Genomic DNA, 24,221 nt, shown 5'->3' with positions numbered 1-24,221 from the left:
GGATGTCAGCTACAATCCACCAGTAAATGAGTTCTGCCGTCGACGAGGACACGGCCCGCGCTATCAACACTGGTCGGGAGACGATCGGCGCGATGCTCTCGAGCCTCCAGACGCACCTCCAGAAGGTGTTTATCGTCTTCGTCCTCGGCTTCCTCGGATCTTTCTACGCCCTGCGGGTCTGGATCTGGGACTTCCTCGAGCGAACGGCGACCTCGGAGATGAACCAGGTGGTCGCCGACGCGACCGAGATCATTACTCGAACGCCGTTCGAGGTCATCCTTCTCCAGGCGAAGATCGGGATGCTGGTCGGGATCATCGTCGCGATCCCCGCGCTGCTGTACTTCTCCCGTCAGAAGCTTCGCGAGCGCGGCTTCCGGTCGAAGGTCCCGATCTCGCGGCTCCACATGGCCAGCTTCGCGATGGCGTCGTTCGTGCTGTTCTGGGTCGGCGTCTTCTATGCCTACGCGATTTTCTTCCCGTTCGCGTTCGACTTCCTCGGTGCCGTCGCGTTCGACGCCGGCGTCAACCCCAGTTGGGGGATCACCGAGTTCACCGAGTTTATCGCGCTTCTGACGCTTTCGTTCGGCCTTGCGGCCCAGATGCCGCTGTTCATGGGTGTACTCTCCTACACGGAAATCGTCCCCTACGAGATGTTCCGGGACAAGTGGCGCCACGCGGCGGTCGCCATCACGGTCTTCGGGGCGATGTTCTCCCCGCCGGACCCGTTCACGCTGATCATGTGGGCGATGCCGCTGTTCGCGCTGTACGTCTTCAGCCTCGGACTGGCGAAGGTCGTCACCAACATCCGTCGTCGAGGTGCGGCCGAACTCGACACCGGAACCGGGCTGATGAAGCGGCGGCTCCTCCAGTTCCTCGGCGTTATCGCCCTCGCTGCCGTCGCTGCAGTCGTGTTCATCGTGCAGGGTGGGTTCGCGTTCGTCAATCAGGAAGTGTATCCGAACCTGCCGGCGTGGCTCCAGCCCGAGGGCGGAACGGTCGGGTTCTGGGAGCTGTACGTCGACTACGGCGTACTCGGTCTGCTGGCGATCGCCGCGATCGCCGCCACCACCGTGGGCGGGCTCATCCTGCTCGGCTACACGCTGAAGGTCCTGCAGTCGCCCGTCTATCCGCGGGAAGACGACATCCGGACCGCCGAAACCGCCGAGGATATCGACTTCGAGACGCTCGCGGCCGACGACATCGAGGACGTCCCTGCAACGGTCTTCCTCGAGATGGAGGAGGACGAGGCCCTCGACCAGTCCCGGCAGGCGATGTACGACGACAACCGGGAGAAGGCCCAGGCGATCCTCGATCGGTACGATGGGCTACAGAAACAACAGCAACAACAGCAGCGGTCCGACGACGGTCCGGGCGCCGACTCGAACGTCGGCGCGGGTGCCGGCAGCGCTCCCGGCACCCGCGCCGCCACAGCGGACGAGGGGGAAGAAGAGGGGCTGTTCTCGAGTACCGCCGCAGGAATGCTCGACGCCTTCACCGAGGAGGAGACGACCGAGGACGACGTCGGCGGCTACGCCTACGACCTCGCCTTCATTTTCAACAGCCTCACCTCAAAGATGTTCTACATCGTCGGCGTGTTCATGGTCGTGCTCGGCGGAACGTTCGTCGCGCTCTACCAGGGCGGGTTCGGCGTCGTCCTCACCCAGTTCGTCGACCGCGTACCGGACGCGGCCCTCGCCCAGGTCACGGATATGAGCGAAGAAGAGATCGCCGCCGCGGACTCGACGGCGGAGATCACGGAGATCCTGAACGAGGCGGGACTGGTCATCGCACTCCACCCTGTCGAGGTATTGATCTTCATGGTGAAGGTCAGTACGATCCTCGCGATCATCGCCGTCGCTCCGCTGATTCTGTACTGGAGCTGGCCGGCCGCCAAAGAGCGCGGCCTCGTCCGCGGCGACCCACGAGTGATGCTCCTCTGGGGCGGCGCGATGATCGGCGGGTTCGCAATGGGGCTACTCATCGGGTTCTACTGGATCGCCCCCGCGGTGATCTCGTATCTGATCACGGACGCCGTCACGAACAACATGCAGGTCTCCTACCGGATCAACAGCTTCTCGTGGCTCGTGATCTACACGACGCTCGGCGTCGGCTTCCTCTTTAACATCATCGTCACGATGGCGCTGTTCCACATCGGCGGTATCGTCAACTACCGGACGATGCTCAAGCGCTGGCGGCCCATCGTCGTCGGGATCTTCACCGCAGCCGCGTTCTTCAGTCCGAAGGGAATCCTCACGATGTTGCTGGTCGCGATCCCGATCGCACTGACCTACATGCTCGGGCTCGCCGTGTTGTACGTACTCACCGGCGGCGGTCGCTTCTTCGGCGGCGGCGGTGGCGGCAGTCCCGACCCCGAACCCGAGGCCACGCCGACACCCGAGTAGCCGGGTGGGGCGCCGACGGCTTAAGGGAGTGCCCTGCGAACGATCGTCCATGCCCAAGATTAGCGTCGAAATCCCACAGGAGTTGCTCGACGACCTCGACGATCACGTCGGCGACGACGGCAAGTTCGTCAACCGCAGCGACGCGATTCGCGCTTCGGTCCGCAAGACCCTCGATATCCTGGACGAGATCGACGATCGACAGGGCCGACTCGAGTCCGACGAGCAGTAGTAGACGGAATTACCAATAGACAGAACCAGATTGCTTATGGGGACCGAGTGATGTACCCTGTTCCATGACGCCCTCCACGACTGAGCAAGAATCCGATATATCAGACGAAGTCATCGAGCTGCCGGCGACGGAGACGGTCCAGCGCGCACTCCACGAAGCGACAGCCCACCTCTACGACGAGCTCGCCGTTGCGAAGGCCGAACGCACCGAAGAAGCGGCGGAGCTTCCGCCAGCGGTCTTCGACGACCTCGAGGAGCTGTACGTGGCCACGGCCGAGGAGTCAGTTACGACGGTTCGGATCAGTTACGAGCAAGAATAGTTATACTGTTAGACAGAACTACGTGAAACCGGTCGTGAACTCGAGGTCGTCGTCTACGAGGACGCCCTAGCAAAACGATCGACTCCGTGAGTTCTGACCGACAGTCTCAGTCCCGGTCGATCCGTTCGGCGAACCCGAAGTTCGGTTTGACGTCGTCGACGCGGACCTCGACGACGTCGCCCTTCTCCGTCTCCGGAACGAACAGCCGATATCCCTCGATCGACGCGATCCCGTCGCCCTCGCTGCCGACGTCGACGATCTCGACCTCGAGTTCGTCGCCCTCCCGGACCGGCCCTGTCAGCCGCCCCTTGGCGATGAAGTACAGCTCCGAAGAGGACTCGCGGGAGGCGTCGGGCGCCGTCGCCCGGACGTACTGGAACTCATCTTCGAGGTCGGCCCGGAGGGCGTCGACGTCGGGGCCGTCGAACACCTTGACGAGGAAGTTCCCGCCGCTGTCGAGCAGGTCGAGCGCCGTCTCGAACGCCTGACGGGCGAGGTGTAGCGACCGAGCCTGGTCGAGGGAGTACTCGCCGGACATGTTGGGCGCCATGTCGGAGACGACGACGTCGACGCTGCCGCCCGCGGCGTCGGTGACCCGGTCTCGGGTCCGGTCCTCGGTCATGTCGCCGCGGATCGTCTCGATGCGATCGGTACCCCCTGGCATCTCGAGGTCCTTGATCCGCTGGAGGTCGACCCCGATGACCCGTCCCTGCGGGCCGACCCGTTCGGCGGCAACCTCGAGCCAGCCGCCCGGAGCCGCCCCCAAGTCGACGACGGTGTCGCCACCGGAGATGACGTTCTCGAGATCGTCGAGCTGCTTGAGTTTGTAGGCCGCTCGGCTGCGGTACCCCTCCTGTTTCGCCTTGTTGTAGTAGTGATCTTTTCGTGTCATGGGTTCGATCGCGCCGGTCCGGTCAACGGCGACACACGAGTCTCGCGACGGATCGGCTGGTTCGTAGCGTGGGTAGGGGACAGAAGCGGAAAGACCTGCTGAAAGCGATCCGAAACAAGGGGGTCGCCCTCGAGGGCTCTCGAGCTCGAACCGACGGCTCGAGACGAACGGGACGAGGAGAAACCGGAAGATCAGTCGGCCGACGGTGCGGACTCTCCCCCTTCACCCGAGTCCTGTTCGATCCGGTTCGCCCGCGTCCAGGCGAGGTCGCGGTCGATCAGGACGTCCAGCAGACAGCGGATGTTGAGCGCGTCGTGGAACTGTTTGTAACCTACAACGAGCAACGGGGCGTAGACGAGCAGCCGCCAGTCCTCGCCCTCGATCTGAATGCCGAGAGCGGCGATCAGGAAGACGATACTCGTAAAGAAGACGAACACGGCGAGGACCGTCATCACGTACCCCGTGAGGACGAGCCAGGCGATGTACGCGAGGATGACGAAACTCGCCAGCGGGAGAAAGAACATCTCGACGAGTCGGAACGGCAGCGCGATCCGGCTGAGGTAGCCGTAGGACGAATCCGTGACGACGGGCCAGTGTTTGAGGACGGTCATGTAGTTGCCGCGGTACCAGCGCAGGCGCTGACGGTACAGGTCTCGCCAGGTCGCCGGCGCCTCCGTGTAGACGCGAGCGTCGCTGACCGAGACGCGGTGGCCGGCCCGGAGCACCTTCATCGTGACGTCGAAGTCCTCGGTGAGGGTGTCGGGATCGTAGGCGAACACCTCCTCGAGCACCTCGCGGCGGTAGGCGCCCAGACAACCGGGGACGACCATCACGATCCCGAAGTAATCGAGCGCCCGGCGGTAGATGTTGACGCCGATCGTGTACTCGAGCTGTTGACAGCGGGTGATGAGCGAGTTACGGTTCCAGATCGTGACGTTGCTCGCGACGGCGCCGATCCGCGGATTAGCCTCGAAGGGAGCGACGATCAGTTTCAGGGCGTTGCGGTCGACGATGCTGTCGGCGTCGACGGTGACGATGACGTCGCCGTCTGCGAACAGCAACCCGTAGTTCAGCGCGGAGTACTTGCCGCCGTTTGCCTTACTGACGACCGAGACCCGATCCGAGGCGGCGGCGAACGCGCTCGCCTCGGTGAGGGTCCCGTCGGTCGATCCGTCGTCGACCGCGACGATCTCGAGCCGTTCGGCCGGGTAGTCGGCGTTGAGCAGCGCCTGAATCGTCCGACCGATGTACCCCTCCTCGTTGTACGCGGGGATCAGGACCGTCACGTTCGGGTACGGCGGCCTGGGCACGTACTTCGAGCGGCCGATCTGGTCGTGGAAGAACGCGATGAACGCGATAAACCAGTAGTACACGAAGATCAACACGACCGCGCCCAAGTGAACGATGGCGATCGGCGAGGGGGTAAGCCAGCCCAGCCAGACGATCGTCGCGAGGTAGCCAACCCCGCCCACGACCAGCGCCCGTATCCCGAACAGGGACTCGTATCGGGGGTTGCGCTCGACGACGTAGTAGCTCCAGAGCAGGTAGGACACGAAGAGTCCACCCAACAGGGCGATGGCGTACAGCGTCCCCGCGTTCATCACGTTTATCAGCAGTCCGAAGGGCACCAGCGCCGAGAGGAACAGCGCGACCGAACGCCACTTCACGGCCCGGAGGCCGCGTCCCATCGTCCGCCCGAAGCGAAGAGCGTTCCCGAACGACCGCTCGACGCTCATCGGCTCACCGCCGAGATCGGCTCGAGCACGCGCCAGCCGTCGTCGGTCTCCTCGACCGAGCCGTCCTCGAGTCCCTCCGCGAACTGTTCGACCGTCAGGAAGCCGACGTCGTCCTCGCTTTGCATGTGTTCGATCAGCGACTCGAGTTTCTCGAGTCGGTCGTCGGTGGTGAAGTACTGGTAGTGGAGCATCACGACGTGAACGCCGTTCTCGTCGTGGCTCGCATCGAACGAGTCCGTCAGCGTCTCGAGGTCGTGAAACGGAACGTCGCCGTCATCGTCCTCGCCTGCCTCCTCGTAGGCGCTCCAGTTCTCGAACGCCTGGGTTTCGGGGACGTGGGTGAGTCCGCCCGCCCGGAAGTAGGTCTCGTTGTCGGTGTCGTAGTACTCGTCGGTAAACCACTGGCCGCCCGAGACGGCGGTGTAGTTCGACTCGGCGAGCACCTCGACGGTCGTCGTATCGTACGTGTTCATCGGCGGGATGAACGTCGACGACGGCGAGTCGACGCAGTCGGCGAGCAGCGCTTCACCCTCGGCCAGTCGCTCGCGTTGCTCGGTCTCGGGGAGGCCACCGAACTCGCTGGCGCCGTAGAAGTCGGTCACCGGTTCGTGGGTGGTCCCGTGGATCGCCATCTCGAACTGTCCGGGGTGGTTGGTCTCGAGCGACTGCAGGTACTCACAGAGCTCCGGGTCTTCGGTTAAGGCAGCGCTCCCGTTCGTGTCGGGGATGATCCCGAGTGTGACGGGCACGTCGCGTTCGATGAAGACCTCGTCGACCGCGCGCATCTCTTCCTGGTTGTACCACGGCTGGATGTCGTCGTTTCTGAAGATCACGAGCGAATCGTACTCCTCCCAGTCCGTGTCGACCGACGCCTCGTCGGTCGGTCCCGTCTCGAGCATCGGTGTCACGGAGACGGCACCGGCGATGCCGGCGACGAGCACCATCGCGACGAGTGCGGTACTGAGAACGCCGCGCCTGAACCGTGATTCGGGGACGAACCGGGCCGGAACCCAGCTGAGGTTCTGCTCCGGGGTCGGAAGCGTCGGGAAGGAAACCGCGGGCAGGGGACCGATGCTCTCCTCGTCGGGCACCAGCGCCGAGCGGTGGCCACAGTCCAGACAACGCTCGACCGTCTGCAGGTCGGTCAGCGTCTCGGAGTCGGCCCGACGGCGGCACTTCTCACAGCCGTCGTCGAACGCGTCAATGGGGGCGACGTGCCCACAGTCGTGTTCGACGATTCGCTCGTCCGCGACCGACTGTGCGTCACACCGAGGACAACGTATCGGATGCGCAGTCATTACCGAAGGGAGGAAGTCTCGGAACGACTACCGACGGCAAGCCGAAGGTGTCCTCGGTGGGTTACCTCAAGGTTACCATCCCCTTGTCACCGTCGCGGGCGTCCGATTTATCGTTTCGGAGACGGTACGGACCGTATCCGGAGCGGGAGACGACCATCATGACGAGGACGCCGAATCCGGCACAGTCGGTTGCGGGCTCGCTACTGGGAACCAAGTGGAAGCCACGGCTGATCGTCGCCCTGGCGAGGGAGGGACGGCTCGGCTTCGGCGACTGCAAGCGCGAACTCGAGGGGATCTCGAGCAAGGTGCTGTCGGACAACCTCGACGATCTCCGTGAGCACGGCGTCGTCTCGCGTGACGTCGTCCAGGAGCGACCCCGTCGCGTCGAGTACGAACTCACCGGGGCGGGCCGGGAGCTGTATACGATTCTGGAGTCGATGGCGGAGTGGGACGCGACCCACGTAACGGGTGCCAGCGCGCCGACCGTGCTGCTGGCTGACGACGACACCCGCTTGCTCGAGCTCTACGCGCTGTGGCTTGCGACCGACTACGACATCGTGACGGCGACCGACGGCCGAGAGGCGTTTCGGCGCCTCGAGGAGTCCGTCGATGTCGCGGTCCTCGATCGATCGATGCCGGGAAAGAACGGTGACGAGATCGCGTCGTCGATCGCTCGAATCGGGCAGGAGACGCCGATCGCCATCCTCACGTCGATGCAGGTGACGCCGGCGGACGTCTCGCTACCGGCGGATCGACTGCTTCGAAAGCCGATCACCGAACGCGAACTGCGGACGGTGATCGAGGAGCTGGACCGACTCCCCGACGAGGCGCCGATCGCCCGCGAGGTTCGGGCGCGACGTCACAGACTCGAGTTCGTCGAGACCCACCTCGGATCGGCCGTCCGATCGACGGCGCCGTACCGCCGCGCGAGGGCGGAACTGGATCGGATCGAGGCCGACCGGGCGGCCGCGGTGGAGGCCCGCGAGCCGTGGCGTCGACTGCTCGAGGAGGGAGCCGACCCCGAGACGGAAATGTCACCATCCGACGAGGACGCTTCCTGATTCGGGTTCGGCCAGAGAAGCTTTGGGATCCCACTCCCTGGTGAACGTAATGCTCGCTGAACAGTCTTCTTCTCACACAATACTGCTCGTCGAAGACGACGACCTGCAGGCGCGGCTGTACCGGACGATGCTGTACCGAGAGCGAGGAACTGAACCGGTAACGGCCGACGAGTCGGCGGCTGAAACAGTCACGACCGTCGAGACCGTCCGAACGCTTGAGGACGCACGAACGGCACTCGAGGACGATGCCGAATCGTTCGATCTGGTGTTGCTCGACCTGAACCTTCCCGATTCGCTGGGACTCGACACGCTGGATTCCGTTCTCGAGACCGTCGACGGGACGGCGATCGTCGTTTTGACCGGAATCGACGACACCGAGATCGGGCGAAAGGCCGTCGAACGGGGCGCGGAGGACTACCTCGTGAAGGACCGGGTGACGCCGCGGCTGCTCGATCGAACGGTCACCTACGCCGTGGAACGACGACGTCGAACGGCCGAGATCGAACGCCAGCGAAGCGAGCTGGCGGTGTTACACTGGCTGGTGCGCCACGAGATACGAAACGACGCCGCCGTCGTTCTGGGGTGGGTATCGGCGCTCGAGACGACAGACCCCGAGTCGAAGCGGATCGTCTCCCGGATCGAGGCGGCGGGCGAACACATCGTCGAACTCACCGAGTCGGTCGGGACGATGGTGGAGTCCCTCGAGGAACCACAGACCGAACTCGTCCCGATCGATCTCGTGGCCGTGGTCGAAGAGGAGATCAATCGGCTCGAGGCCCGATACGGGGACTGTACGGTGGCTTTCGACCGTCCCGATGGGAGGGTTTCGGTTCGGGCAGACCGGTTTCTCAACGTCGTCGTCCGAAACGTGTTGACGAACGTGGTCGTCCACGGCGATGCGGAGGGGAAGATCGCCGTAAACGTCTCTCGAGGAGCCGACGGCAAGGCGGAGTTGACGGTCTCCAACGGCGGACCGGGGCTCTCGGAAACCGATCGCCGACGGGCTACCGAACGCGGCTACACCACGGACGAGGAAGGGATCGGTGTGGGCCTGTACCTCGTGCGAACGTTCGTTGATCGCTACGGCGGAAGTCTGGCCATCGAGAGCGACCCGGAGCGAGTGCCGGGAACGACCGTTCGGATCCGCCTCGAGTCCGAGCGCTGACCCGATGGCGGACGTCTACGCGCCCCGAAACCTCGAGCGGGGTTCCGCCACGCGAGGCAAAGACGACCGGTGTCGACCCGTCTGATACTGTCCGCTGTAAGTCGTTTCCGAGGAGGCTGCGATCCGCCCCGTGGTCCCACAGATAACTTGTTATGGCAAACGACGTGATACTTCGACGGGTCGTCGTTTCCGACGGTCGAAGTTTTCGGTTCGTCCGGGAGCGGCTGCCGGATCCGCTCCGCTATATCTTCTTCGCGCCCGCGCCACGCTCGCGCGTAAAGAGTGCATTTTTATGGCGACCGTCCGTACCTCGAGCCATATGTTCAAGGCCATCGTGAGCGCGGAAACGCTCACCAGCGCGCTCGATTCGGTGAGCGTGCTGGTCGACGAGTGCAAGATCCATCTCGAGGAGGAGGGGCTCGAAATCCGGGCCGTCGATCCCGCGAACGTCGGGATGGTCGACCTCTCGCTCGAAGCGACGGCGTTCGAGTCCTACGAGGCCGACGGCGGACTGATCGGCGTCGATCTCTCCCGACTCGAGGATATCGCCGGGATGGCCGACTCCGGACAGCTGATCCAGCTCGAGCTCGACGAGGAAACCCGCAAGCTCCACATTCAGATCGACGGGCTCGAGTACACGCTGGCGCTGATCGACCCCGACTCGATCCGCCAGGAGCCGGACATCCCGGAGCTCGACCTCCCCGCACGGGTCGTCCTCGAGGGGAAGGACGTCAATCGCTCGGTGAAGGCCGCGGATATGGTCTCCGATCACATCGCGCTCGGCGTCGACGAGGGCGAGGAGTACTTCTACGTCGACGCGGAGGGCGACACCGACGACGTTCACCTCGAGCTCACGCAGGGGGATCTGATCGACCTGCAGGTCGGCCCGGCTCACTCGCTGTTCTCGCTCGACTACCTCAAGGATATGGACAAAGCGATCCCCGGCGACGCCGAGGTCACGCTCGATCTGGGCGAGGAGTTCCCCGTGAAGATCTACTTCGGGTTCGCCGAGGGGCAGGGACAGGTCACCTACATGCTGGCGCCGCGGATTCAGAGCGACTGACGCCGTTATTTCCGGTCGATCGCGTTCGGTATCCACTCCTTCGTGTGCGACTGTATCTCACTCGAGTCGTGACTTAAAAGCTCGATATGGTAAGCACCGTCCCTACCAGTTTCCTCCGTGTAGGAAGAGCGCGCATGCCCTCCAACAGCGATCCCAGCGATAGACGGTACGAGACAACGTTCGATCCCGCCGGTGACAGCGCCAGCGAGGCCGTCCTCGACGCGGTCGGGACCGCTGCCGACGTCGATCCGCTCGAGCTCGAGCCGCTGTACGCCGTCATCGATCCGGACGCGATCGATTCGCTGTGTGCCCACGCCCGTCGAACGGCTGGTAACCGAACCCACAGCCTTCGGTTCTCCTACGCCGGCTTCGACGTCGACGTTCGCACCGACGGCCGGATCCGCGTCTCCGATCCCTCGGCCGCCTCCAGCACGGTCGCCGGCGACTGATACCGGAACTGTTCGGCGGGACGACTCACTCGTGATCCTCGAGGAACGAGCGAAGCGTCCGGTTGACCAGCTCCGAGTCCTCGATGAAAAAGCAGTGCGAGCCGCCCTCGACGAGGTCGAGGCGCGCGTCCGGAATCTTCTCGCCGAGCAGCTTCCCGTTCGCGACAGGAAGGACTCGGTCGTTCGTCCCGTGCATGACCAGCGTCGGCACCCGGATTCGCTCCAGTCGATCGCTGACGTCGAACTCGAGTGCGGCCGCGGCCTGGGCCTCCCGGGCTGGCGCGGCAGCGTCCTGCTCGAGGCGCCACTCGATGATGCGGTCCATCAGGTGCGGGTTCCGGTTGGTGAACCGCTCGTTGAACGCGGGCCGCATTCGGTGACGGATAACCTCCCGTTCGCTCGCGCCGTCTGGGGTGTCGAAGATCTGTTCCTGTGTCTCGTCGGGAATCGGGACCGCGTCGACCCCGCCGTGGGTCGTACAACAAAGCGTCAGCGTCTTCGCCCGGGAGTACTCGAGGGCGTAGCGCTGGGCGATCATCCCGCCCAAACTCGAACCGACAATGTGGGCGTCGTAGATACCGACATCGTCGAGGACCGCCTCGAGGTCGGCGGCCAGCCCCCCGATCGAGTAGCCGGCGAACTTGAAGATCAGTGGGGCACGAAGCTTTTGCGGCAGTCGGCCCACGAGCGGCGGGAGCCCGGCCTCGGAGCGACCCGTTCCCCGGTTGTCGGGCGCGATGACTCCGTAGTCGTCGGCGACGGCCTCCCGTTGCCAGCGCCACATCCACCGTCCGTAACCGAGTCCCTGCAGGAAGACGACCGGCGTTCCCTCCCCCTCGTCGTGTTCGTAGTAGATCGACACGCCGTCTCGAGTGACCCGTGGCATACGCGTGCCGACGCATCGAACGCCCTTGAAATCGACCCTCGAGGCAGGGCCGACCCACGAAATCGGTAAGGGCATGTTACCGACAGTAACATCTGTTTGGCTCCGAGCGCCGAGGCGGCCGGACAATCAGGGCGCTTAACCTCCCCGAGTAACACTACGTTACCGATGGAGCGACTGCACGCCCGATACCCGTTTCTCGAGGCCGCCCGCGAGGCCGTGGCGACCGAGGCCGTCGACCTGGCGACGATCGTCGAACAGGACGGGGCGGTCGTCGAGCGGGCGACCCAGCGCGTGAGCACCGCGGTCGAGGACGGCGAGATCGGCGACCCACATCGCGATCCCCGCACGGAACTGCTCTCCTATCCCGTCGCCCGGGTGCTCGTCTCGCTGGTCGACGAAGGGATCCTGACCCGCAAGTACGCCCGCGCCGAGTCGACGGCGGCCTTCGAGCGGTTCACGGACGACTTCGAGAACACTGTCGAACTCAAAAGCGTCAGCTCGACCGGGCTGGACCTCGACGACCTGCTCGAGGAGTTCGACCTCGCAAACGCCGTCCAGCCGGTGGACGACGGGTACCGGATCGGCATCGGCCGCTACCTCCCGCTGGCGGCGGGGCTTCGCGACGACCGATGGCGGCTCGTCAACCGGGCGCTCTCGGGCGGCGAGGTACCGATTGAGGAGGACGAACTGCACACGCTGCTCCGGGAGGCCATCCGCGAGCGGATCGAGGGGGGGCTCCCCTTCCAGGTGCCCGACGCGATCGCGGCGAGCCTCGAGACCGAGGCCGCCGAGATCCGCGACGTGCTGGCGGAACTCGATCTCACCCGCGAGATCGACACCGTCGTCCCCGACCTGTTCCCGCCGTGTATGAAGGCGCTGCTGGACGATATCCAGAAAGGCGAACACTTGCCCCACCACTCCCGCTTTGCGATCACCGCCTTCCTGACGAGCATCGGGATGTCGACCGACGAGATCGTCGAACTCTACCGGGTGAACTCCTCGTTCGGCGAGGAGATGACCCGCTATCAGACCGACCATATCGGCGGCGAGACGTCGCCGACGGAGTACTCGCCACCTTCCTGTGCGACGATGCAGTCCTACGGCGACTGCGTGAACAAGGACGACCTCTGCGAGCGCATTCCACACCCGATGGCCTACTACGAGAAACGCATCGATCAGACCGACGAGGACGAACTCGAGGACTGGCGCGAGGGAGGCGAGGAGTCGGCGGCCGGGGATTGATCGCCCGAGCCGCCCGTTTGGCAACCAGCACCCACCACCGGTACGGGTGCCGGGACAGAAGGAAAGCGGCGAATCTGCGGCCGAGCACGTCGGTCCGAACGCAGTTTTATGTGAGATCGGCCGGTAGTGACGGGACGGTGATACTCCAGGTCCCCGGTGGTCCGGAGTTGCTTGTGGTCCTATTACTGACGGTGTTTTTCCTTGGAATTCCGCTGTTGCTGATCATCGGTGTCTACGAGTATCTCGACAGAAAGCGCGGCTACGAGCGACGGATCACAGCCCTCGAGCAACGGGTCGACGAACTCGAGGACGAGTAGTTACGGGGCCGCCGTTCTCGGTTCGCCAGCGGCTATGGGAGCGGTTCGAGGCAGGAACGGGCGCCGCCTACGCTGCGTTCTGTGCGTCCGCGTCGTCGTCGAGGCCGTCGGTCGGATCGTTCAGCAGGTACGCTAGACCGATCCCGACCGCGGTTAGCAGGAAGATGAAGCCAATGATGACGCCGACGAGCATCTCGCCGCCCTCGGGGGAGAGAGCGCTGTCCGCACCCCCGTACTCGCCGCCGATGGCGACCATGGCACCGAGCATTAGGAAGACGGACGTCACGGCCACGACGATTTCGATGATCCGCTCGCGCTCGAGCATTACCCGACGGTTTCCCCGGCCCGGCCAAAAGCGCTTCGAAGCGCCGCTCGAGCACCGCACTGTTGCCCTTTCGCCCCTCGATCCCTGAGTGGTCGCCAAAGCCGTCGAGCCGGCCGAGATTGGACAGCTCATATAAAGTATAGGCAAGCACTGGCAAGCAGTCCGGTTATTTCGGTGGCTCGCCTAGGGACGTCGAATAGCCAGTCGACCACGGAGCCGGCCGTCAGCCGGCGAATCACTCCCGACGCACCTATGAAAACAACAGCGTCACCGAAAGCACCGCTTCCAGTACCGTCCGACGACGGCCTCGAGGAGCGCTCGCGCCGCGCCCGCACCGAACCGATGTCGGTGCGGGCGCTGGGCGAGGGCCTCTACGAGGTCGAGTCCGCGACCGATCAGACCTACCTCGTCGACCTCGAGGGCGGTCGCTGTACCTGTCCCGATCACGTCTTCCGCGGGGTCCGTTGCAAGCACGTCCGCCGCGTCGCCATCGAGATCAACGAGGGGCGAACGCCCCCGCCCGGCGAGCGAGCCGTCGGCTGCCACGACTGCGGCAAGACGGTGTTCGTCGACGAGAACGCGACCGGTCCGGCCTACTGCGACCGCCACGCGCTCCGGTCGGGCGATACGGTCGTCGACCGCGAGACCGGCGACCGACTCACGGTCGTCGACGTCTCGGACCTGCGGGCCGACGCGGTCCGGATCCAGGCCACGGGCGACTCCGTCGCCGACTACCCGACGAACGAGAACTACGCGCCCGACGTTCCCGTCGTCGGCGCTGTCTACCCCCACGCGACGGTCGCGCCAAACGGCGTCGTCCCCGAGTCGCTGCGGGTGTACGTCTTCCCCCGCACGCGACTCAAGAAACACGTCCCCGAGTGGAATCACGCTGCAACAGCGTAACAACGCTCGACAACGGAAGACAGGTTGGATAGCTTTCGTTTTTTGGCAGTTGGGACCGAATACCAGGGTATGGACGACGGGATCGATTACGGCCGCTACGAGGAGGGCCGGAACGTCAACTACTGGGAACTCGATCGGACCCTGCAGCGCGAACTCCGCCGAACGTACACCGACGAGGCGTTCGAGTGGGCCGAACCCCGCCTCGAGGCGTTCGGCGAAACCGTCGGTCACATGATCGCCGACAACGCCGACTATATTGACGATCACGGACCCGAACTCGAGCCCTACGACAAACACGGCGAGGTCCAGAACCGGGTACGGTATCCGGCCGAACAGTTCGAGAACGAACGTCTCGCCTACGAGGCCGGGATCGTCGCCGACGTCTTCGAGGCCCCACCCGGCCGCGAGGAGCCGATGGCGCTGTCGCACAACCTCGCGATGCAGTACCTGTTGTGCTACGCCGACCCCGGCTTCGACTGCCCGGTGGCGATGACCGCCGGCGCGGCACTCGTCTTAGAGAAGTTCGGCGACGAGTCGCTCGAACCCTACCTCGAGGCGCTGACGAGCCGCGACTACGACGACCTGATCGAGGGCGCGATGTTTCTCACCGAGAAACAGGGCGGGAGCGATGTCGGGGCCAACGAGACGCGGGCCGAGTACGACCACGACGCCGACTGCTGGCGCCTGTACGGCGAGAAGTGGTTCTGCTCGAACGTCGACGCCGAGGGAACGCTGGCGCTGGCCCGGACCGAGGACGCGCCCGAGGGGACCGCGGGGCTCTCGATGTTTCTCGTGCCCCATTCCAATCTCGACCGCTTCGACGATCCGGTGACGAAGGGCGACCTGCTCGAGGACGGACCGCTCGCACCCGACGAAGTCAACGACCAGCTCTACCGCCGCCTGAAGGACAAGCTGGGGACGATCTCGGTGCCGACTGGCGAAGTCAAGTTCACCGGCGCGAAGGCGATCCTCGTCGGCGAGGAGAAAAGCGGGTTCCGGCAGATGGCCGAGATGCTCAACCTCGAGCGGCTGTCGAACGCCGCCGCGTCCTGCGGGATTATGGGTCGGGTGCTGCTCGAGAGCAAGATCTACGCCGCGAACCGAGAGGCGTTCGGGAAGCCGATCGACCAGCACCCGCTGATGCGGGCGGATCTGGTCGACATGGCGGTCGACCACGAGGCCGCGACGACGTACGTCCTCGAGGCCGCGCGGTTGCTTTCGGAGCGCGAACGCGCTGAGCGGGCCGACCAGGACGGCGACGAAGCGGACGACGCCTACCGGCTGATGCGACTGCTGATCCCGATCGCGAAACTGCGCACCGCTCGGATGGCCGTCGACACCGCCTCCTACGGGATGGAGGTCCACGGCGGCAACGGCTACGTGAACGAGTTCGTCACGAACCGCATGCTCCGGGACGCACAGGTGCTCCCGATCTGGGAGGGAACCGAAAACGTCCTCTCGCTGGACGTCCTGCGGGCCCTCGTGCGCGAGGACGCCCACGAACCGCTGCGGGAGGCGATCGAGAACCGACTCGAGCGCGTTTCTCACCCGGCCCTCGCCGACTCCCTCGAGACCGTCGAGAGCGAGTATCACGAGCTGCTGACCGCACTCACGACGCTCGCCGGCGAGGACGGCGAGTACGCCCAGCTATCGGCCAAGCGCCTGGCCCACTACGTGTTCGACGTCTTCACCGCCGCGCTGTTGCTCGAGCGTGCCCAGTCGAAGATCGAGGACGGGGACGCCCGAACGGTGCTCGTCGCGAAGCGGTTCGTCGCGAACGAACTTGAGGAACCGGAAGCCCGGGGGATCGCGAGCGGAGACCGGTTCGCGCTCGAGGCGTTCGATCCGATCGTCCGGTACGCGTCGGTCGCTCCCGATCGGCTCCCGGACGTCGACGGTATCGAAAACCCGTCAGAAAGTATTCAGGACGACCGAGGGTAGCGGCTGCCATGATCGGCGCAGATGGAACGGGTGCGTTCAGTGACGTCCAGGCCATCGTCGTGAGTGTCGTGGCGCTGTCGGCGATCGGCACGTTCGGTCTGTCTCTCCTCGGCTTCCGGTCGGGCTGACCGGGCTCGCGTTCGTCCCCATCTTCGCGGCGCTGATGGGACTGGGCTGGACCCGGTTCGAGGGGGCCCACCCCCAATACGACCGAACTGACGGGAACTGATCGGTCGATCGTTCGGAAGACGCTACTCGAGACGGCGTCCCGAATATACGCTGTTCTAACCTGTTCGAGCACTATACTATACTATCATACAATAAATTCATTGGTGTGTGAATGCGAAATAGAACGATGGGAGAACAGCGTTCGGATACCGTCGGCGGGACCGGGGAAACGCCGACGGGGGAAGTACGCGGCTTCGTTCGGCGACGAATGGGATAGCCGTGTACGAGGTGACCGGCTCGGAGGTCGTCTGGGCGAGCCACCTCGTAGCTGCGGGACTGATGATCTCGCTGGCGGTCTACGTGGGACGCAGTCACTCCGAGAAGCCGCTCGGCCGGCTGTTCGTCTGCATGGTCATGGCCGTCGCCGTCTGGGTCATCGGTTCGATGGCCCGACTGTTCACGCTCGATCCGACGATGTACGTCGTCCTCACCGCGGTGAAGTACCTCGGCGTTACGACGGCGCCGATCTGGTTCCTGCTGTTCGTACTGCGGTACTCCGGACGGGACCGCTGGGTGACCCGTCGACTCGTCACGGCCCTGTTCGTCGGGCCCGTACTGACCGTCCTGGTCGTGCTCACCACCCAGAGCCACGGGCTGTTCTACGCGGAATTCGCCGTCGTCACTGTCGGGGAGACGGCAGTTCTGGAACATGGGCGAGGACCGGGGTTCTGGCTGTTCGCCGCGTTCGGATGGGGGCTCCTCGCGCTGGGAACGGTGCTCCTCTTGCTGACGGCGATCGGACAGCCCGTAATCTACCAGAAACAGTCGTCCGTTATCGCCCTCGCTATCGTTGTCCCCTGGATCGTCGGAATCGCGTACGTCTTCCGCGGCTGGCCCCATCCGGCGGTCGATCCGACGCCGATCGGGTTCGCTATCACGGCCGTTCTCTTCGGCGTCGGTATCTTCACCACCCGCCTCATCGACGTCGTCCCCGTAGCCCGGTCACGACTGCTCGACGCGCTGGACGACGGTGTCGTCGTCGTCGACGCCGACGGCCGGCTGCTGGACGCCAACGCCACCGCGCGGGAGTTGCTCAGCGATGAGACGGTCGGAACCGACATCGAAGTCGCACTCCCGCCCGAACTCGACGTCGATGGCGGCGAACACGTCGTCGAGACGGAAGCCGGCCGGCGGGTGTTTCGGCCCCGAACGATCGAACTGACCGACGGCCTCGGACGAAACACCGGACGGGTCATCTACCTGGACGACGTCACCCAACTTATCGAGCGCGAGCGACGCAGCGTGCTCCAGCGCGTGTTTCGTCACAACATCCGCAACGATCTGAACGTGACCGTCGGCTATCTCGACCTCCTCGAGGAACGAGTCCAGCCGGCGGACCGGGAGTACGTCGACCGGGCTCGAGCGAGCGCGGCTCGCGTCGTCGAACTGAGCGAGAAGGCCCGGCAGTTCGAGCGGGCGATCGACTCCCAGGACGGCCGGACGACCGCGTCGGCCACAGCGGTCGTCGAACGGGTAGTCGAGGACGCTCGAGGCGAGTATCCGCAGGCGCAGTTCACCGTCGATCTCGACGGCGGGGTCGGCCCTGTCACTGTTATCGACGAGGAGAGCTTCCGGACTGCGATCGAGAATCTGATCGAGAACGCGGTGCTCCACAACGACGCAGCGCAGCCATCGGTTGCCGTTCGCGTCGTTGCCGAGGACGACACCGTCCGGATCGAGGTCGCCGACGACGGGCCCGGGATTCCGGAGCAGGAGCTCACCGCGCTCGAGGCCAACGCGGAAACCCCCCTCGAACACGGGAGCGGCTTCGGGCTCTGGCTGGTGAAGTGGACGGTCTCGCTGTCGTCGGGCGAACTCTCGTTCGCGGAGAACGAACCCCGCGGCAGCGTCGTCACGGTTCGGCTCCCGGCCGCCGACGTCTCGAGTCGGTAGCAACTACTCGAGCAGCTCCGCGGCCTCCTCGACGTCCATCACGCCCTGCTTGACGGCGTTGAGCACGCGGAGGACGTCCTCGTCGGGGCCGGCGTCGGGTTCGCCGACCTCCTCGAGGGTGACCTTCGCCGAGTCACCGACGAACTCGGGAAAGTCGATGCCGTCGGCGATCGCGGTCTCCTTTTTGACGCGGTAGTTCCCGCCGTCGGTGACGTGGAGGTCCGCGGGGTGGAAGAAGTACCAGTCCTCGCGGTCGAACCGGACGCCGATTCGGGGTTTCGCGCCGAAGTTCTGTGCGAAGTACGTCAGCGCCTCGACCTCCTCGCCGGTGAGGTAGATCGGATCGCCTGCGCTCGATTTCGCCTCGATCGCGTAGAAGGTGTCGCCGTCACCGGCGAGCACGTCGGGAAGTTCGCGGTCCGTCGCTGCACCGCTCGCGGGCGCGCGCATCACCGCGAACCCGGCCTCGTCGAGCGCGTTGACGAGTTCTCGTTCGCGGCGGCCGCCCTTCGCGTGGGACATACCCGATAGGTCTCCACTGCGGGATAATAAGCGGGGCGAACCGCAGTCAAGGGATCAGATCGGGACCAGTGTCAGCGCGACGTCGACGGCCATCGCCGTCATCTCCTCGGCCTCCTCGGGTGCAAAGCGCAAGACGAGATAGAGGATTGCGAACTGGAAGGCGTTGAACGCGGCGTGGGCCGCCGTCGGCACGATGAGGTTGTCCGTTTTCGCGTAGAGGTAGCCGAAGATGACCGAGCCGAAGAACACGACCGTCAGCGAGACGCCGATCGCACCGAGGGGAGCGAGTCCCCCGTCGGCCGCCAGCGCGTACGACGGGATGTGGATCAGTGCGAAGATGACGCTCGTGACGACGACGGCACTCATCCGCGAGAAGGCGGCGTACAGGCGCTTCTGGATCACGTTCCGGAAGAGGAACTCCTCGGCCGGCGCGTTGAACAGAAAGACGACGACGATCATGAGCAGGACCATGTTCGGATCGTCGCCGATCAGTTCGACGACCTGGTTCTCCGAAGTGGGAAGCTGGAGCACCGTCGCGACGATGTTGACGATCATCACGAACGCGATGCTGCCGACGATCCCGGCCAGTACGTATCCCCAGCCGCGCCGCGTCGGCATCCGGAGGTCGAGCCAGTCCCAGCCGCGTTCGGTCCACCAGAGGTAGAACCCGCCGACGAGGAAAAAGCCAAGGAAGTTCAGCGTCAGCAGGACGAACGTCGCCGTGTTCGATGCCTCCGCCGGCGACTCGAGCAGCGCCGGATCGAGCAGGAACGCCGGGAGCGTCGTAAACTGCGATGCGACGATCGCGGCGACCGAGAGGAAGACGGCGACGAGGAGCGATCTCACCCGACCGTCCGCCCGGTCTACTGTTGCCATACGTCGGCCTAGGGGAAGCCCACTTTTGGGCGTTCCTCTTTCAGCTGAACCCGATATGAAAAGAGCGGTAGCGAGAGCCGGCTATCGATCAGCCGAGGAGATACCGGAGTTTCGAGTTCCGCTCGACGATCGGGTGACTCTCGAGGTAGCGGTCGACGCCGAGGATTTGTCCCGTGGTGAGGGTCCCGAGAGCCGGGAAGATCACGGCGTAGACGAGCTGGTCGGTGACCAGTCCGCCAGCGACGCCCCAGCTGCCGAAAATAAACAGCACCGTCTGGATCAAGGCACCCAGCGCCGGCCAGGCGGGCGAACGTGCCGGTGAGCAGCGTGACGCCGATCAGACCGAGAACCTCACGTCCCGTGGTCCCAGCTATCCATGTACTCGCGCTGAGTGTCGGTCAGCGCATCGAAGTCGACGCCCTCGGCCTCGAGTTTGATCTCGGCGATCTCCCGATCGAGGTCGTCGGGAACGTCGTGGACGCCTGCATCGTACGCTTCGCTGTTCTCGAGCATCTCGCGGACGCAGACCGCCTGAATGCCGAACGACTGGTCCATCACTTCGACGGGGTGTCCGAGCGAGATCGGTGCGGCGAGGTTGACCAGGCGACCCTCGGCGACGACGTTCAGTCGGCAGCCGTCCTCGAGTTCGTAGGCCTCGACACCGTCTCGAGCCTCGTACCGATCCACGGCGAGATCGTCGAGCGCCTCGAGGTCGATCTCGATGTCGAAGTGGCCCGCGTTGGCCAGCAGGACGCCGTCCTGCATTGCCTCGAAGTGCTCCTCGACGATGACGTCCCGGTTGCCGGTCGTCGTGAGGAAGACGTCACCCTTCTCGGCCGCGTCGGCCATCGGCATGACCTCGTAGCCCTCCATGTGGGCCTCGAGTGCGCGCCGGGGCTCGACCTCGGTGACGATGACGTTCGCGTTCTGGCCCGACGCCTTCCGGGCGACGCCCTTCCCGCAGTAGCCGAAGCCGGCGACGACGACGTTCTTGCCGGCCCACGAGAGGTTCGTGGTCATGGCGATCGAGGCCAGCGAGGATTCGCCGGTGCCGTGGACGTTGTCGAACAGCCGCTTCATCGGCGTGTCGTTCACGGCGAAGACGGGGTAGTCGAGCGCGCCGTCTTCGTCCATCGCGCGCAGGCGGTGAACGCCCGTGGTCGTCTCCTCCGCACCGCCGACGATACCGTCGATCAGTTCGGGGTAGTCCTCGTGGATCGCCGCGACGAGGTCCATCCCGTCATCGACAGTGACGGTCGGCTCGTGGGCGATGACGGCCTCGATGGCGTCGTAGTACTCCTGGTCGTCGACGCCGCGTTTCGCGTAGCTCGTGATGTTCTCGTGGGCGTCGAGCGCCGCCGAGACGTCGTCGTGGGTCGACAGCGGGTTGCAGCCCGTCACCGCAACATCGGCCCCACCCTCGGCGAGCGTCTCGACGAGCATTGCGGTCTTCGCCTCGACGTGCATCGCCATCGCGATGCGTTCGCCCTCGAAGGGCTGCTCGGCGACGAACTCCTCGCGGACGTGCTCGAGGATGGGCATGTGCTGGGCGGCCCAGTCCATCTTGCGACGACCCTCCTCCCGTGCGGACTCGAGGTCGTCCAGCTGATCGCTGATCGGCGGATACTCGGTCATGTGTCGGTGGAGGGCCAGGGCGGGGAAAACGCTACCGAAGTGCCGAAGCGAGGATCACTCCTCGGCGCGAGCGACCAGCGACTCGGCCGCCTCGCTCGCCCGCTCGAGCACCGCGTCCTCCTCGAGGGTCAGCACCTCCCGATCCCGCATGAGCACCTGCCCGTCACAGATCGTGTGGCGGACGTCGGACGCGGCCACGGCGTAGGCGAGGTGGCTCACCAGGTCGTGAGCCGGCGTCAGGTGGGGTTCCTCGAGATCGATCACGGCGAGGTCGGCGGGCGCGCCCTCCTCGAGGCGGCCCGACTCGAGGCCGATCGCGTCCGCGGTGGTGTGCGTGAGCATCTCGGCGATCCGCTCAGCTGGTACCGCGCTGGCGTCCTCGGCGGCGAGCTTGCCGACCATCGCGGCGTCGCGGGCCTCGTCGAGCATCGAGAGGTCGTTGTTCGAGGCCGCGCCGTCGGTTCCCAGGCCGACCGTCACGCCCGCCTCGAGCATGCGCTGGACCGGGGCCATCCCGCTTGCCAGTTTCATGTTCGAGGCCGGGCAGTGGACCACGCCCGTCCCCGCCTCCGCGAGCAAGCCGATCTCGCTCTCGTCGACGTGGACGCCGTGGGCGACGAAGTCTTCGGGCTCGAGCATCCCCAGCTCGGCCGCGTACGCGAGGGGGCGAACGCCCCGGTCCTCGACGATCGGCGTCACCTCGTCGACCGTCTCGTTTGCGTGGTAATGGATCGGGACGCCCGCTTCGCGGGCCTTCGGGACGAACTCCTCGAGGTATTCTCGTCCAACGGTCGTCAGCGAGTGGGGCATAAACGCCGTGGAGATCCGGCCGTCCGCGGCGCCGTCGTACTCGCGGGCGAACGCGAGGCTCGTCTCGAGGTCCTCGCGGGCCCCCGCGTCGTCCTTGACGACGGTGACGACGCCGTGGCCGAGGCGCGCGCGAAGCCCCGCTCGTTCGACGGCGTCGGCGACTTCCGACATCTCGAAGTACATATCCGCGAACGCGGTCGTCCCGCCTTTGATCATCTCGAGCAGTCCCAGCTCGGTGCCAGCGCGGACGGCCTCGGGCGTCAACTCCGCCTCGGCGGGCCAGATATCCTCACGGAGCCAGCTCTCGAGGGGTTTGTCGTCGGCGTACCCCCGCAACAGCGTCATCGCAACGTGGCTGTGACCGTTGACGAACCCGGGTGTCACGAGGCTCCCCGAGGCGTCGAGCGTCTCCTCGCCCGCGAGGTCGGGGCCGACCTCGAGGATCTCGCCGCCCTCCTGGTCGATCAGTACGTCCGCGCGCGTCACGGTCCCGTCGGGCAACAGCACCTGGCCGCCGGTGATCGAAAGCGTCGCCATCGGTTCGGATTTCTCGTCGGCCCGCCTTAGCGTGTCGATTCAACGAGCGGACTCGAGCGCACAAACCTTGGCCCACCAACCGTTTCGCAACGACAACGTCATCCGCCGTCGCTTAGCTCGTTGATAGCGGGTTCCACCATCGGACCGGATGGGCAACGATCACCGCATAATTCGCAGCCTCGAGCGGTGTCGGACCGTTCGCGGAGTGAAATCGATCGTATCGTCGACGTGAATCGATCGGACGGCCGGCAGCTGCCGGCCCCGCCTCCGGCGTTCGACTACTATAACTCGACCGAACTCTTTACTCGGCTTTCGGCCACTACAGCGGGGTTCGAACAGCGGGAAACCGTGGTAATATTCGGACTGTTCCTTAAGAGATTAAACACTATACTCGGTAAAACCCACGCTCCGACAGAGATGAGTCGTCAACAGTACGCGGCGAAGGGACTGCAGATCGGCCGTTTCTCTGCGCAACGCCGGGCGAACGAGCGCTATTCGCAAGCAACCACCGTCGCGGAGACGGGCGGGTGAGACGATGGGGAAAGTAGTCATCTCTCTCGACGCGGAGCTCGGCTGGGGGTTTCACGACAGGGAGGTTCCGGAGTCGCTGCTCCGGGACACCCGCGAGAACTGGCTTCATCTTCGGGACCTGTTCGACGCCTACGAGGTTCCGGCGACCTGGGCGGTTACCGGCCACCTGTTTCTGGACTCCTGTCCGCGCTGTCACCGGGACCATCCGGCCGGCGAGCGCTGCTGTCAGCACGCGGTCGGCAACCTCGAGGCGAACGACGTCTGGTGTGCGAACGAACTCGTCGACGAGATCGCGAACGCCGCCGTCGACCACGAAATTGGCGGCCACGGCTTTACCCACGTCCACCTGGAGCACGAGCGGATGAACGAGGAGTTCGCGGCCCGTGAGATCGAGAACTGTACCCGAGCCGCGGCCCGACAGGGGTACGACCTCTCGTCGTTCGTCTTCCCGGTCAACAGGGTTCGTCGCCGGGATCTGCTCGCCGAGCACGGGTTCGAGTGTTACCGTGGCGTGAACCGACTGCTCGAGGAGCGGGGAACGATCGGCCGGCAGCTCACGAAGGTCTCGAGTGCAGTCGTCGGGAAGCCGACGCCGCCGATCGTCGAACCGCACGTCGACGAGTACGGGCTCGTCAACGTCCCGGCGTCGATCTACCTGTTCAACTTCGGTCAGGAGTACGAGAAACCGTTCGCCGCGCTCGGAAAGGATCCGGTCCTCAGACAGGTCAAAGCCGGGATCGACGAAGTCGCCGAGACCGACGGCGTGTTACACCTCTGGCTGCATCCCCACAACCTTCGCACCCCCGCTCACCACCGACGGCTTCGGTCGATCGTCCGGCATATCGATCGTCGACGCGAGTCCAGCGATCTCCGCGTCGACACGATGAGCGGTATCGCCGACGACGTGCAGCGGGCGGAACGCTCTCGGCCCGCACGCGCGAAGTCGTTGTAACCCCAGACG

Annotated in this window: 23 protein-coding genes; 13 read left to right on the top strand and 10 right to left on the bottom strand. The window is 65.1% G+C overall.

Features of this window, described 5'->3' with window-relative positions; all coding sequences use genetic code 11:
- Positions 1 to 26 precede the first annotated feature (26 nt).
- From QA600_RS04005 to QA600_RS03995, 3 genes are all read left to right on the top strand, one after another.
- Complete coding sequence (locus QA600_RS04005) at positions 27 to 2,402, top strand: twin-arginine translocase subunit TatC (RefSeq protein WP_278290669.1); 2,376 nt, start codon at positions 27 to 29, stop codon at positions 2,400 to 2,402.
- 49 nt (positions 2,403 to 2,451) lie between these two features.
- Complete coding sequence (locus QA600_RS04000) at positions 2,452 to 2,631, top strand: CopG family transcriptional regulator (protein ID WP_278290668.1); 180 nt, start codon at positions 2,452 to 2,454, stop codon at positions 2,629 to 2,631.
- 64 nt (positions 2,632 to 2,695) lie between these two features.
- The gene (locus QA600_RS03995) at positions 2,696 to 2,950 is read left to right on the top strand and encodes a hypothetical protein (protein ID WP_278290667.1); all 255 of its coding nucleotides are present in this window, start codon (positions 2,696 to 2,698) and stop codon (positions 2,948 to 2,950) included.
- A 106-nt stretch (positions 2,951 to 3,056) separates the two neighbouring features.
- Here the strand turns inward: QA600_RS03995 and QA600_RS03990 are convergent, their stop codons facing one another.
- From QA600_RS03990 to QA600_RS03980, 3 genes are all read right to left on the bottom strand, one after another.
- A complete protein-coding gene (locus QA600_RS03990; RefSeq protein WP_278290666.1) occupies positions 3,057 to 3,842 on the bottom strand; it encodes a 23S rRNA (uridine(2552)-2'-O)-methyltransferase in 786 nt (261 codons plus the stop codon).
- Between the two features lie 191 nt (positions 3,843 to 4,033).
- Positions 4,034 to 5,578, bottom strand: a complete 1,545-nt coding sequence (locus QA600_RS03985; RefSeq protein ID WP_278290665.1) for a glycosyltransferase — start codon at positions 5,576 to 5,578, stop codon at positions 4,034 to 4,036.
- A complete protein-coding gene (locus QA600_RS03980; protein WP_278290664.1) occupies positions 5,575 to 6,876 on the bottom strand; it encodes a DUF2334 domain-containing protein in 1,302 nt (433 codons plus the stop codon). The genes QA600_RS03985 and QA600_RS03980 overlap by 4 nt, the downstream gene beginning before the upstream one ends.
- A 158-nt stretch (positions 6,877 to 7,034) precedes the next feature.
- On the opposite strand from QA600_RS03980, the gene QA600_RS03975 reads away from it, so the two are divergent.
- The 4 genes from QA600_RS03975 (at position 7,035) to QA600_RS03960 (ending at position 10,614) form a co-directional block, all read left to right on the top strand.
- A complete protein-coding gene (locus tag QA600_RS03975) occupies positions 7,035 to 7,937 on the top strand; it encodes a winged helix-turn-helix transcriptional regulator (RefSeq protein ID WP_278290663.1) in 903 nt (300 codons plus the stop codon).
- A 49-nt stretch (positions 7,938 to 7,986) separates the two neighbouring features.
- Positions 7,987 to 9,102: a hybrid sensor histidine kinase/response regulator gene (locus tag QA600_RS03970; protein WP_278290662.1), complete on the top strand. Its 1,116-nt coding sequence runs from the start codon at positions 7,987 to 7,989 to the stop codon at positions 9,100 to 9,102.
- A gap of 319 nt (positions 9,103 to 9,421) precedes the next feature.
- Entirely contained in the window at positions 9,422 to 10,165 is a 744-nt protein-coding gene (locus QA600_RS03965; protein WP_278290661.1) for a DNA polymerase sliding clamp, read from the top strand.
- A 134-nt stretch (positions 10,166 to 10,299) separates the two neighbouring features.
- Positions 10,300 to 10,614, top strand: coding sequence for a HalOD1 output domain-containing protein (locus QA600_RS03960; protein WP_278290660.1), 315 nt, complete (start codon positions 10,300 to 10,302; stop codon positions 10,612 to 10,614).
- Positions 10,615 to 10,639: 25 nt separating this feature from the next.
- On the opposite strand, the gene QA600_RS03955 is transcribed toward QA600_RS03960, so the two are convergent.
- Positions 10,640 to 11,500 (bottom strand): alpha/beta hydrolase, encoded by an 861-nt coding sequence (locus tag QA600_RS03955; protein ID WP_278290659.1) that lies wholly within the window; start codon positions 11,498 to 11,500, stop codon positions 10,640 to 10,642.
- Between the two features lie 165 nt (positions 11,501 to 11,665).
- Between QA600_RS03955 and priL the strand changes: the two genes are divergently transcribed.
- Positions 11,666 to 12,742: a DNA primase regulatory subunit PriL gene (priL, locus tag QA600_RS03950; protein WP_278290658.1), complete on the top strand. Its 1,077-nt coding sequence runs from the start codon at positions 11,666 to 11,668 to the stop codon at positions 12,740 to 12,742.
- A gap of 137 nt (positions 12,743 to 12,879) precedes the next feature.
- Positions 12,880 to 13,059, top strand: coding sequence for a hypothetical protein (locus tag QA600_RS03945; protein WP_278290656.1), 180 nt, complete (start codon positions 12,880 to 12,882; stop codon positions 13,057 to 13,059).
- A 67-nt stretch (positions 13,060 to 13,126) separates the two neighbouring features.
- Here QA600_RS03945 and QA600_RS03940 read toward each other — a convergent pair whose 3' ends face one another.
- A complete protein-coding gene (locus QA600_RS03940; protein WP_278290655.1) occupies positions 13,127 to 13,384 on the bottom strand; it encodes a hypothetical protein in 258 nt (85 codons plus the stop codon).
- Positions 13,385 to 13,636: 252 nt separating this feature from the next.
- On the opposite strand from QA600_RS03940, the gene QA600_RS03935 reads away from it, so the two are divergent.
- The 3 genes from QA600_RS03935 (at position 13,637) to QA600_RS03925 (ending at position 18,349) form a co-directional block, all read left to right on the top strand.
- Positions 13,637 to 14,287, top strand: coding sequence for an SWIM zinc finger family protein (locus tag QA600_RS03935; protein ID WP_278290654.1), 651 nt, complete (start codon positions 13,637 to 13,639; stop codon positions 14,285 to 14,287).
- Positions 14,288 to 14,356: 69 nt separating this feature from the next.
- A complete protein-coding gene (locus QA600_RS03930; protein ID WP_278290653.1) occupies positions 14,357 to 16,228 on the top strand; it encodes an acyl-CoA dehydrogenase family protein in 1,872 nt (623 codons plus the stop codon).
- Between the two features lie 456 nt (positions 16,229 to 16,684).
- Entirely contained in the window at positions 16,685 to 18,349 is a 1,665-nt protein-coding gene (locus QA600_RS03925; protein ID WP_278290652.1) for a histidine kinase N-terminal 7TM domain-containing protein, read from the top strand.
- A 3-nt stretch (positions 18,350 to 18,352) separates the two neighbouring features.
- Here the strand turns inward: QA600_RS03925 and hjc are convergent, their stop codons facing one another.
- The 5 genes from hjc to QA600_RS03900 all read right to left on the bottom strand — a co-directional run bounded on the left by hjc (position 18,353) and on the right by QA600_RS03900 (position 22,729).
- Positions 18,353 to 18,871 carry a Holliday junction resolvase Hjc gene (gene hjc / locus QA600_RS03920; protein WP_278290651.1) on the bottom strand — a complete coding sequence of 173 codons (519 nt, stop codon included), beginning with the start codon at positions 18,869 to 18,871 and terminating at the stop codon, positions 18,353 to 18,355.
- Between the two features lie 54 nt (positions 18,872 to 18,925).
- Positions 18,926 to 19,747, bottom strand: a complete 822-nt coding sequence (locus tag QA600_RS03915; RefSeq protein ID WP_278290650.1) for a CPBP family intramembrane glutamic endopeptidase — start codon at positions 19,745 to 19,747, stop codon at positions 18,926 to 18,928.
- 88 nt (positions 19,748 to 19,835) lie between these two features.
- Positions 19,836 to 20,030, bottom strand: a complete 195-nt coding sequence (locus QA600_RS03910; RefSeq protein ID WP_278290649.1) for a hypothetical protein — start codon at positions 20,028 to 20,030, stop codon at positions 19,836 to 19,838.
- Between the two features lie 68 nt (positions 20,031 to 20,098).
- Positions 20,099 to 21,382: an adenosylhomocysteinase gene (locus QA600_RS03905; RefSeq protein WP_278290648.1), complete on the bottom strand. Its 1,284-nt coding sequence runs from the start codon at positions 21,380 to 21,382 to the stop codon at positions 20,099 to 20,101.
- Between the two features lie 54 nt (positions 21,383 to 21,436).
- Positions 21,437 to 22,729, bottom strand: coding sequence for an amidohydrolase (locus QA600_RS03900; protein ID WP_278290647.1), 1,293 nt, complete (start codon positions 22,727 to 22,729; stop codon positions 21,437 to 21,439).
- Between the two features lie 535 nt (positions 22,730 to 23,264).
- On the opposite strand from QA600_RS03900, the gene QA600_RS03895 reads away from it, so the two are divergent.
- Entirely contained in the window at positions 23,265 to 24,212 is a 948-nt protein-coding gene (locus QA600_RS03895) for a polysaccharide deacetylase family protein (protein WP_278290646.1), read from the top strand.
- Positions 24,213 to 24,221: the final 9 nt, after the last annotated feature.

Source organism: Natronococcus sp. A-GB1, assembly GCF_029688845.1.
In the GTDB taxonomy this organism is placed as follows: Archaea; Halobacteriota; Halobacteria; order Halobacteriales; family Natrialbaceae; genus Natronococcus.
Note: the sequence above shows the minus strand (reverse complement) of the source record. Positions and strands in the feature narration are given on the sequence as shown.

What these genes read in the sequence shown, in the direction of transcription:
- QA600_RS04005 (WP_278290669.1), top strand. Translation starts at nt 27, where the DNA reads ATGAGTTCTGCCGTCGACGAGGACACGGCCCGCGCTATCAACACTGGT.
- QA600_RS03980 (WP_278290664.1), bottom strand. Translation starts at nt 6,876, where the DNA reads ATGACTGCGCATCCGATACGTTGTCCTCGGTGTGACGCACAGTCGGTC.
- QA600_RS03965 (WP_278290661.1), top strand. Translation starts at nt 9,422, where the DNA reads ATGTTCAAGGCCATCGTGAGCGCGGAAACGCTCACCAGCGCGCTCGAT.
- QA600_RS03930 (WP_278290653.1), top strand. Translation starts at nt 14,357, where the DNA reads ATGGACGACGGGATCGATTACGGCCGCTACGAGGAGGGCCGGAACGTC.
- QA600_RS03970 (WP_278290662.1), top strand. Translation starts at nt 7,987, where the DNA reads ATGCTCGCTGAACAGTCTTCTTCTCACACAATACTGCTCGTCGAAGAC.
- priL (WP_278290658.1), top strand. Translation starts at nt 11,666, where the DNA reads ATGGAGCGACTGCACGCCCGATACCCGTTTCTCGAGGCCGCCCGCGAG.
- QA600_RS04000 (WP_278290668.1), top strand. Translation starts at nt 2,452, where the DNA reads ATGCCCAAGATTAGCGTCGAAATCCCACAGGAGTTGCTCGACGACCTC.
- QA600_RS03960 (WP_278290660.1), top strand. Translation starts at nt 10,300, where the DNA reads ATGCCCTCCAACAGCGATCCCAGCGATAGACGGTACGAGACAACGTTC.
- QA600_RS03985 (WP_278290665.1), bottom strand. Translation starts at nt 5,578, where the DNA reads ATGAGCGTCGAGCGGTCGTTCGGGAACGCTCTTCGCTTCGGGCGGACG.
- QA600_RS03915 (WP_278290650.1), bottom strand. Translation starts at nt 19,747, where the DNA reads ATGGCAACAGTAGACCGGGCGGACGGTCGGGTGAGATCGCTCCTCGTC.
- QA600_RS03975 (WP_278290663.1), top strand. Translation starts at nt 7,035, where the DNA reads ATGACGAGGACGCCGAATCCGGCACAGTCGGTTGCGGGCTCGCTACTG.
- QA600_RS03990 (WP_278290666.1), bottom strand. Translation starts at nt 3,842, where the DNA reads ATGACACGAAAAGATCACTACTACAACAAGGCGAAACAGGAGGGGTAC.
- QA600_RS03995 (WP_278290667.1), top strand. Translation starts at nt 2,696, where the DNA reads ATGACGCCCTCCACGACTGAGCAAGAATCCGATATATCAGACGAAGTC.
- QA600_RS03895 (WP_278290646.1), top strand. Translation starts at nt 23,265, where the DNA reads ATGGGGAAAGTAGTCATCTCTCTCGACGCGGAGCTCGGCTGGGGGTTT.
- QA600_RS03940 (WP_278290655.1), bottom strand. Translation starts at nt 13,384, where the DNA reads ATGCTCGAGCGCGAGCGGATCATCGAAATCGTCGTGGCCGTGACGTCC.
- QA600_RS03905 (WP_278290648.1), bottom strand. Translation starts at nt 21,382, where the DNA reads ATGACCGAGTATCCGCCGATCAGCGATCAGCTGGACGACCTCGAGTCC.
- hjc (WP_278290651.1), bottom strand. Translation starts at nt 18,871, where the DNA reads ATGTCCCACGCGAAGGGCGGCCGCCGCGAACGAGAACTCGTCAACGCG.
- QA600_RS03935 (WP_278290654.1), top strand. Translation starts at nt 13,637, where the DNA reads ATGAAAACAACAGCGTCACCGAAAGCACCGCTTCCAGTACCGTCCGAC.
- QA600_RS03955 (WP_278290659.1), bottom strand. Translation starts at nt 11,500, where the DNA reads ATGCCACGGGTCACTCGAGACGGCGTGTCGATCTACTACGAACACGAC.
- QA600_RS03900 (WP_278290647.1), bottom strand. Translation starts at nt 22,729, where the DNA reads ATGGCGACGCTTTCGATCACCGGCGGCCAGGTGCTGTTGCCCGACGGG.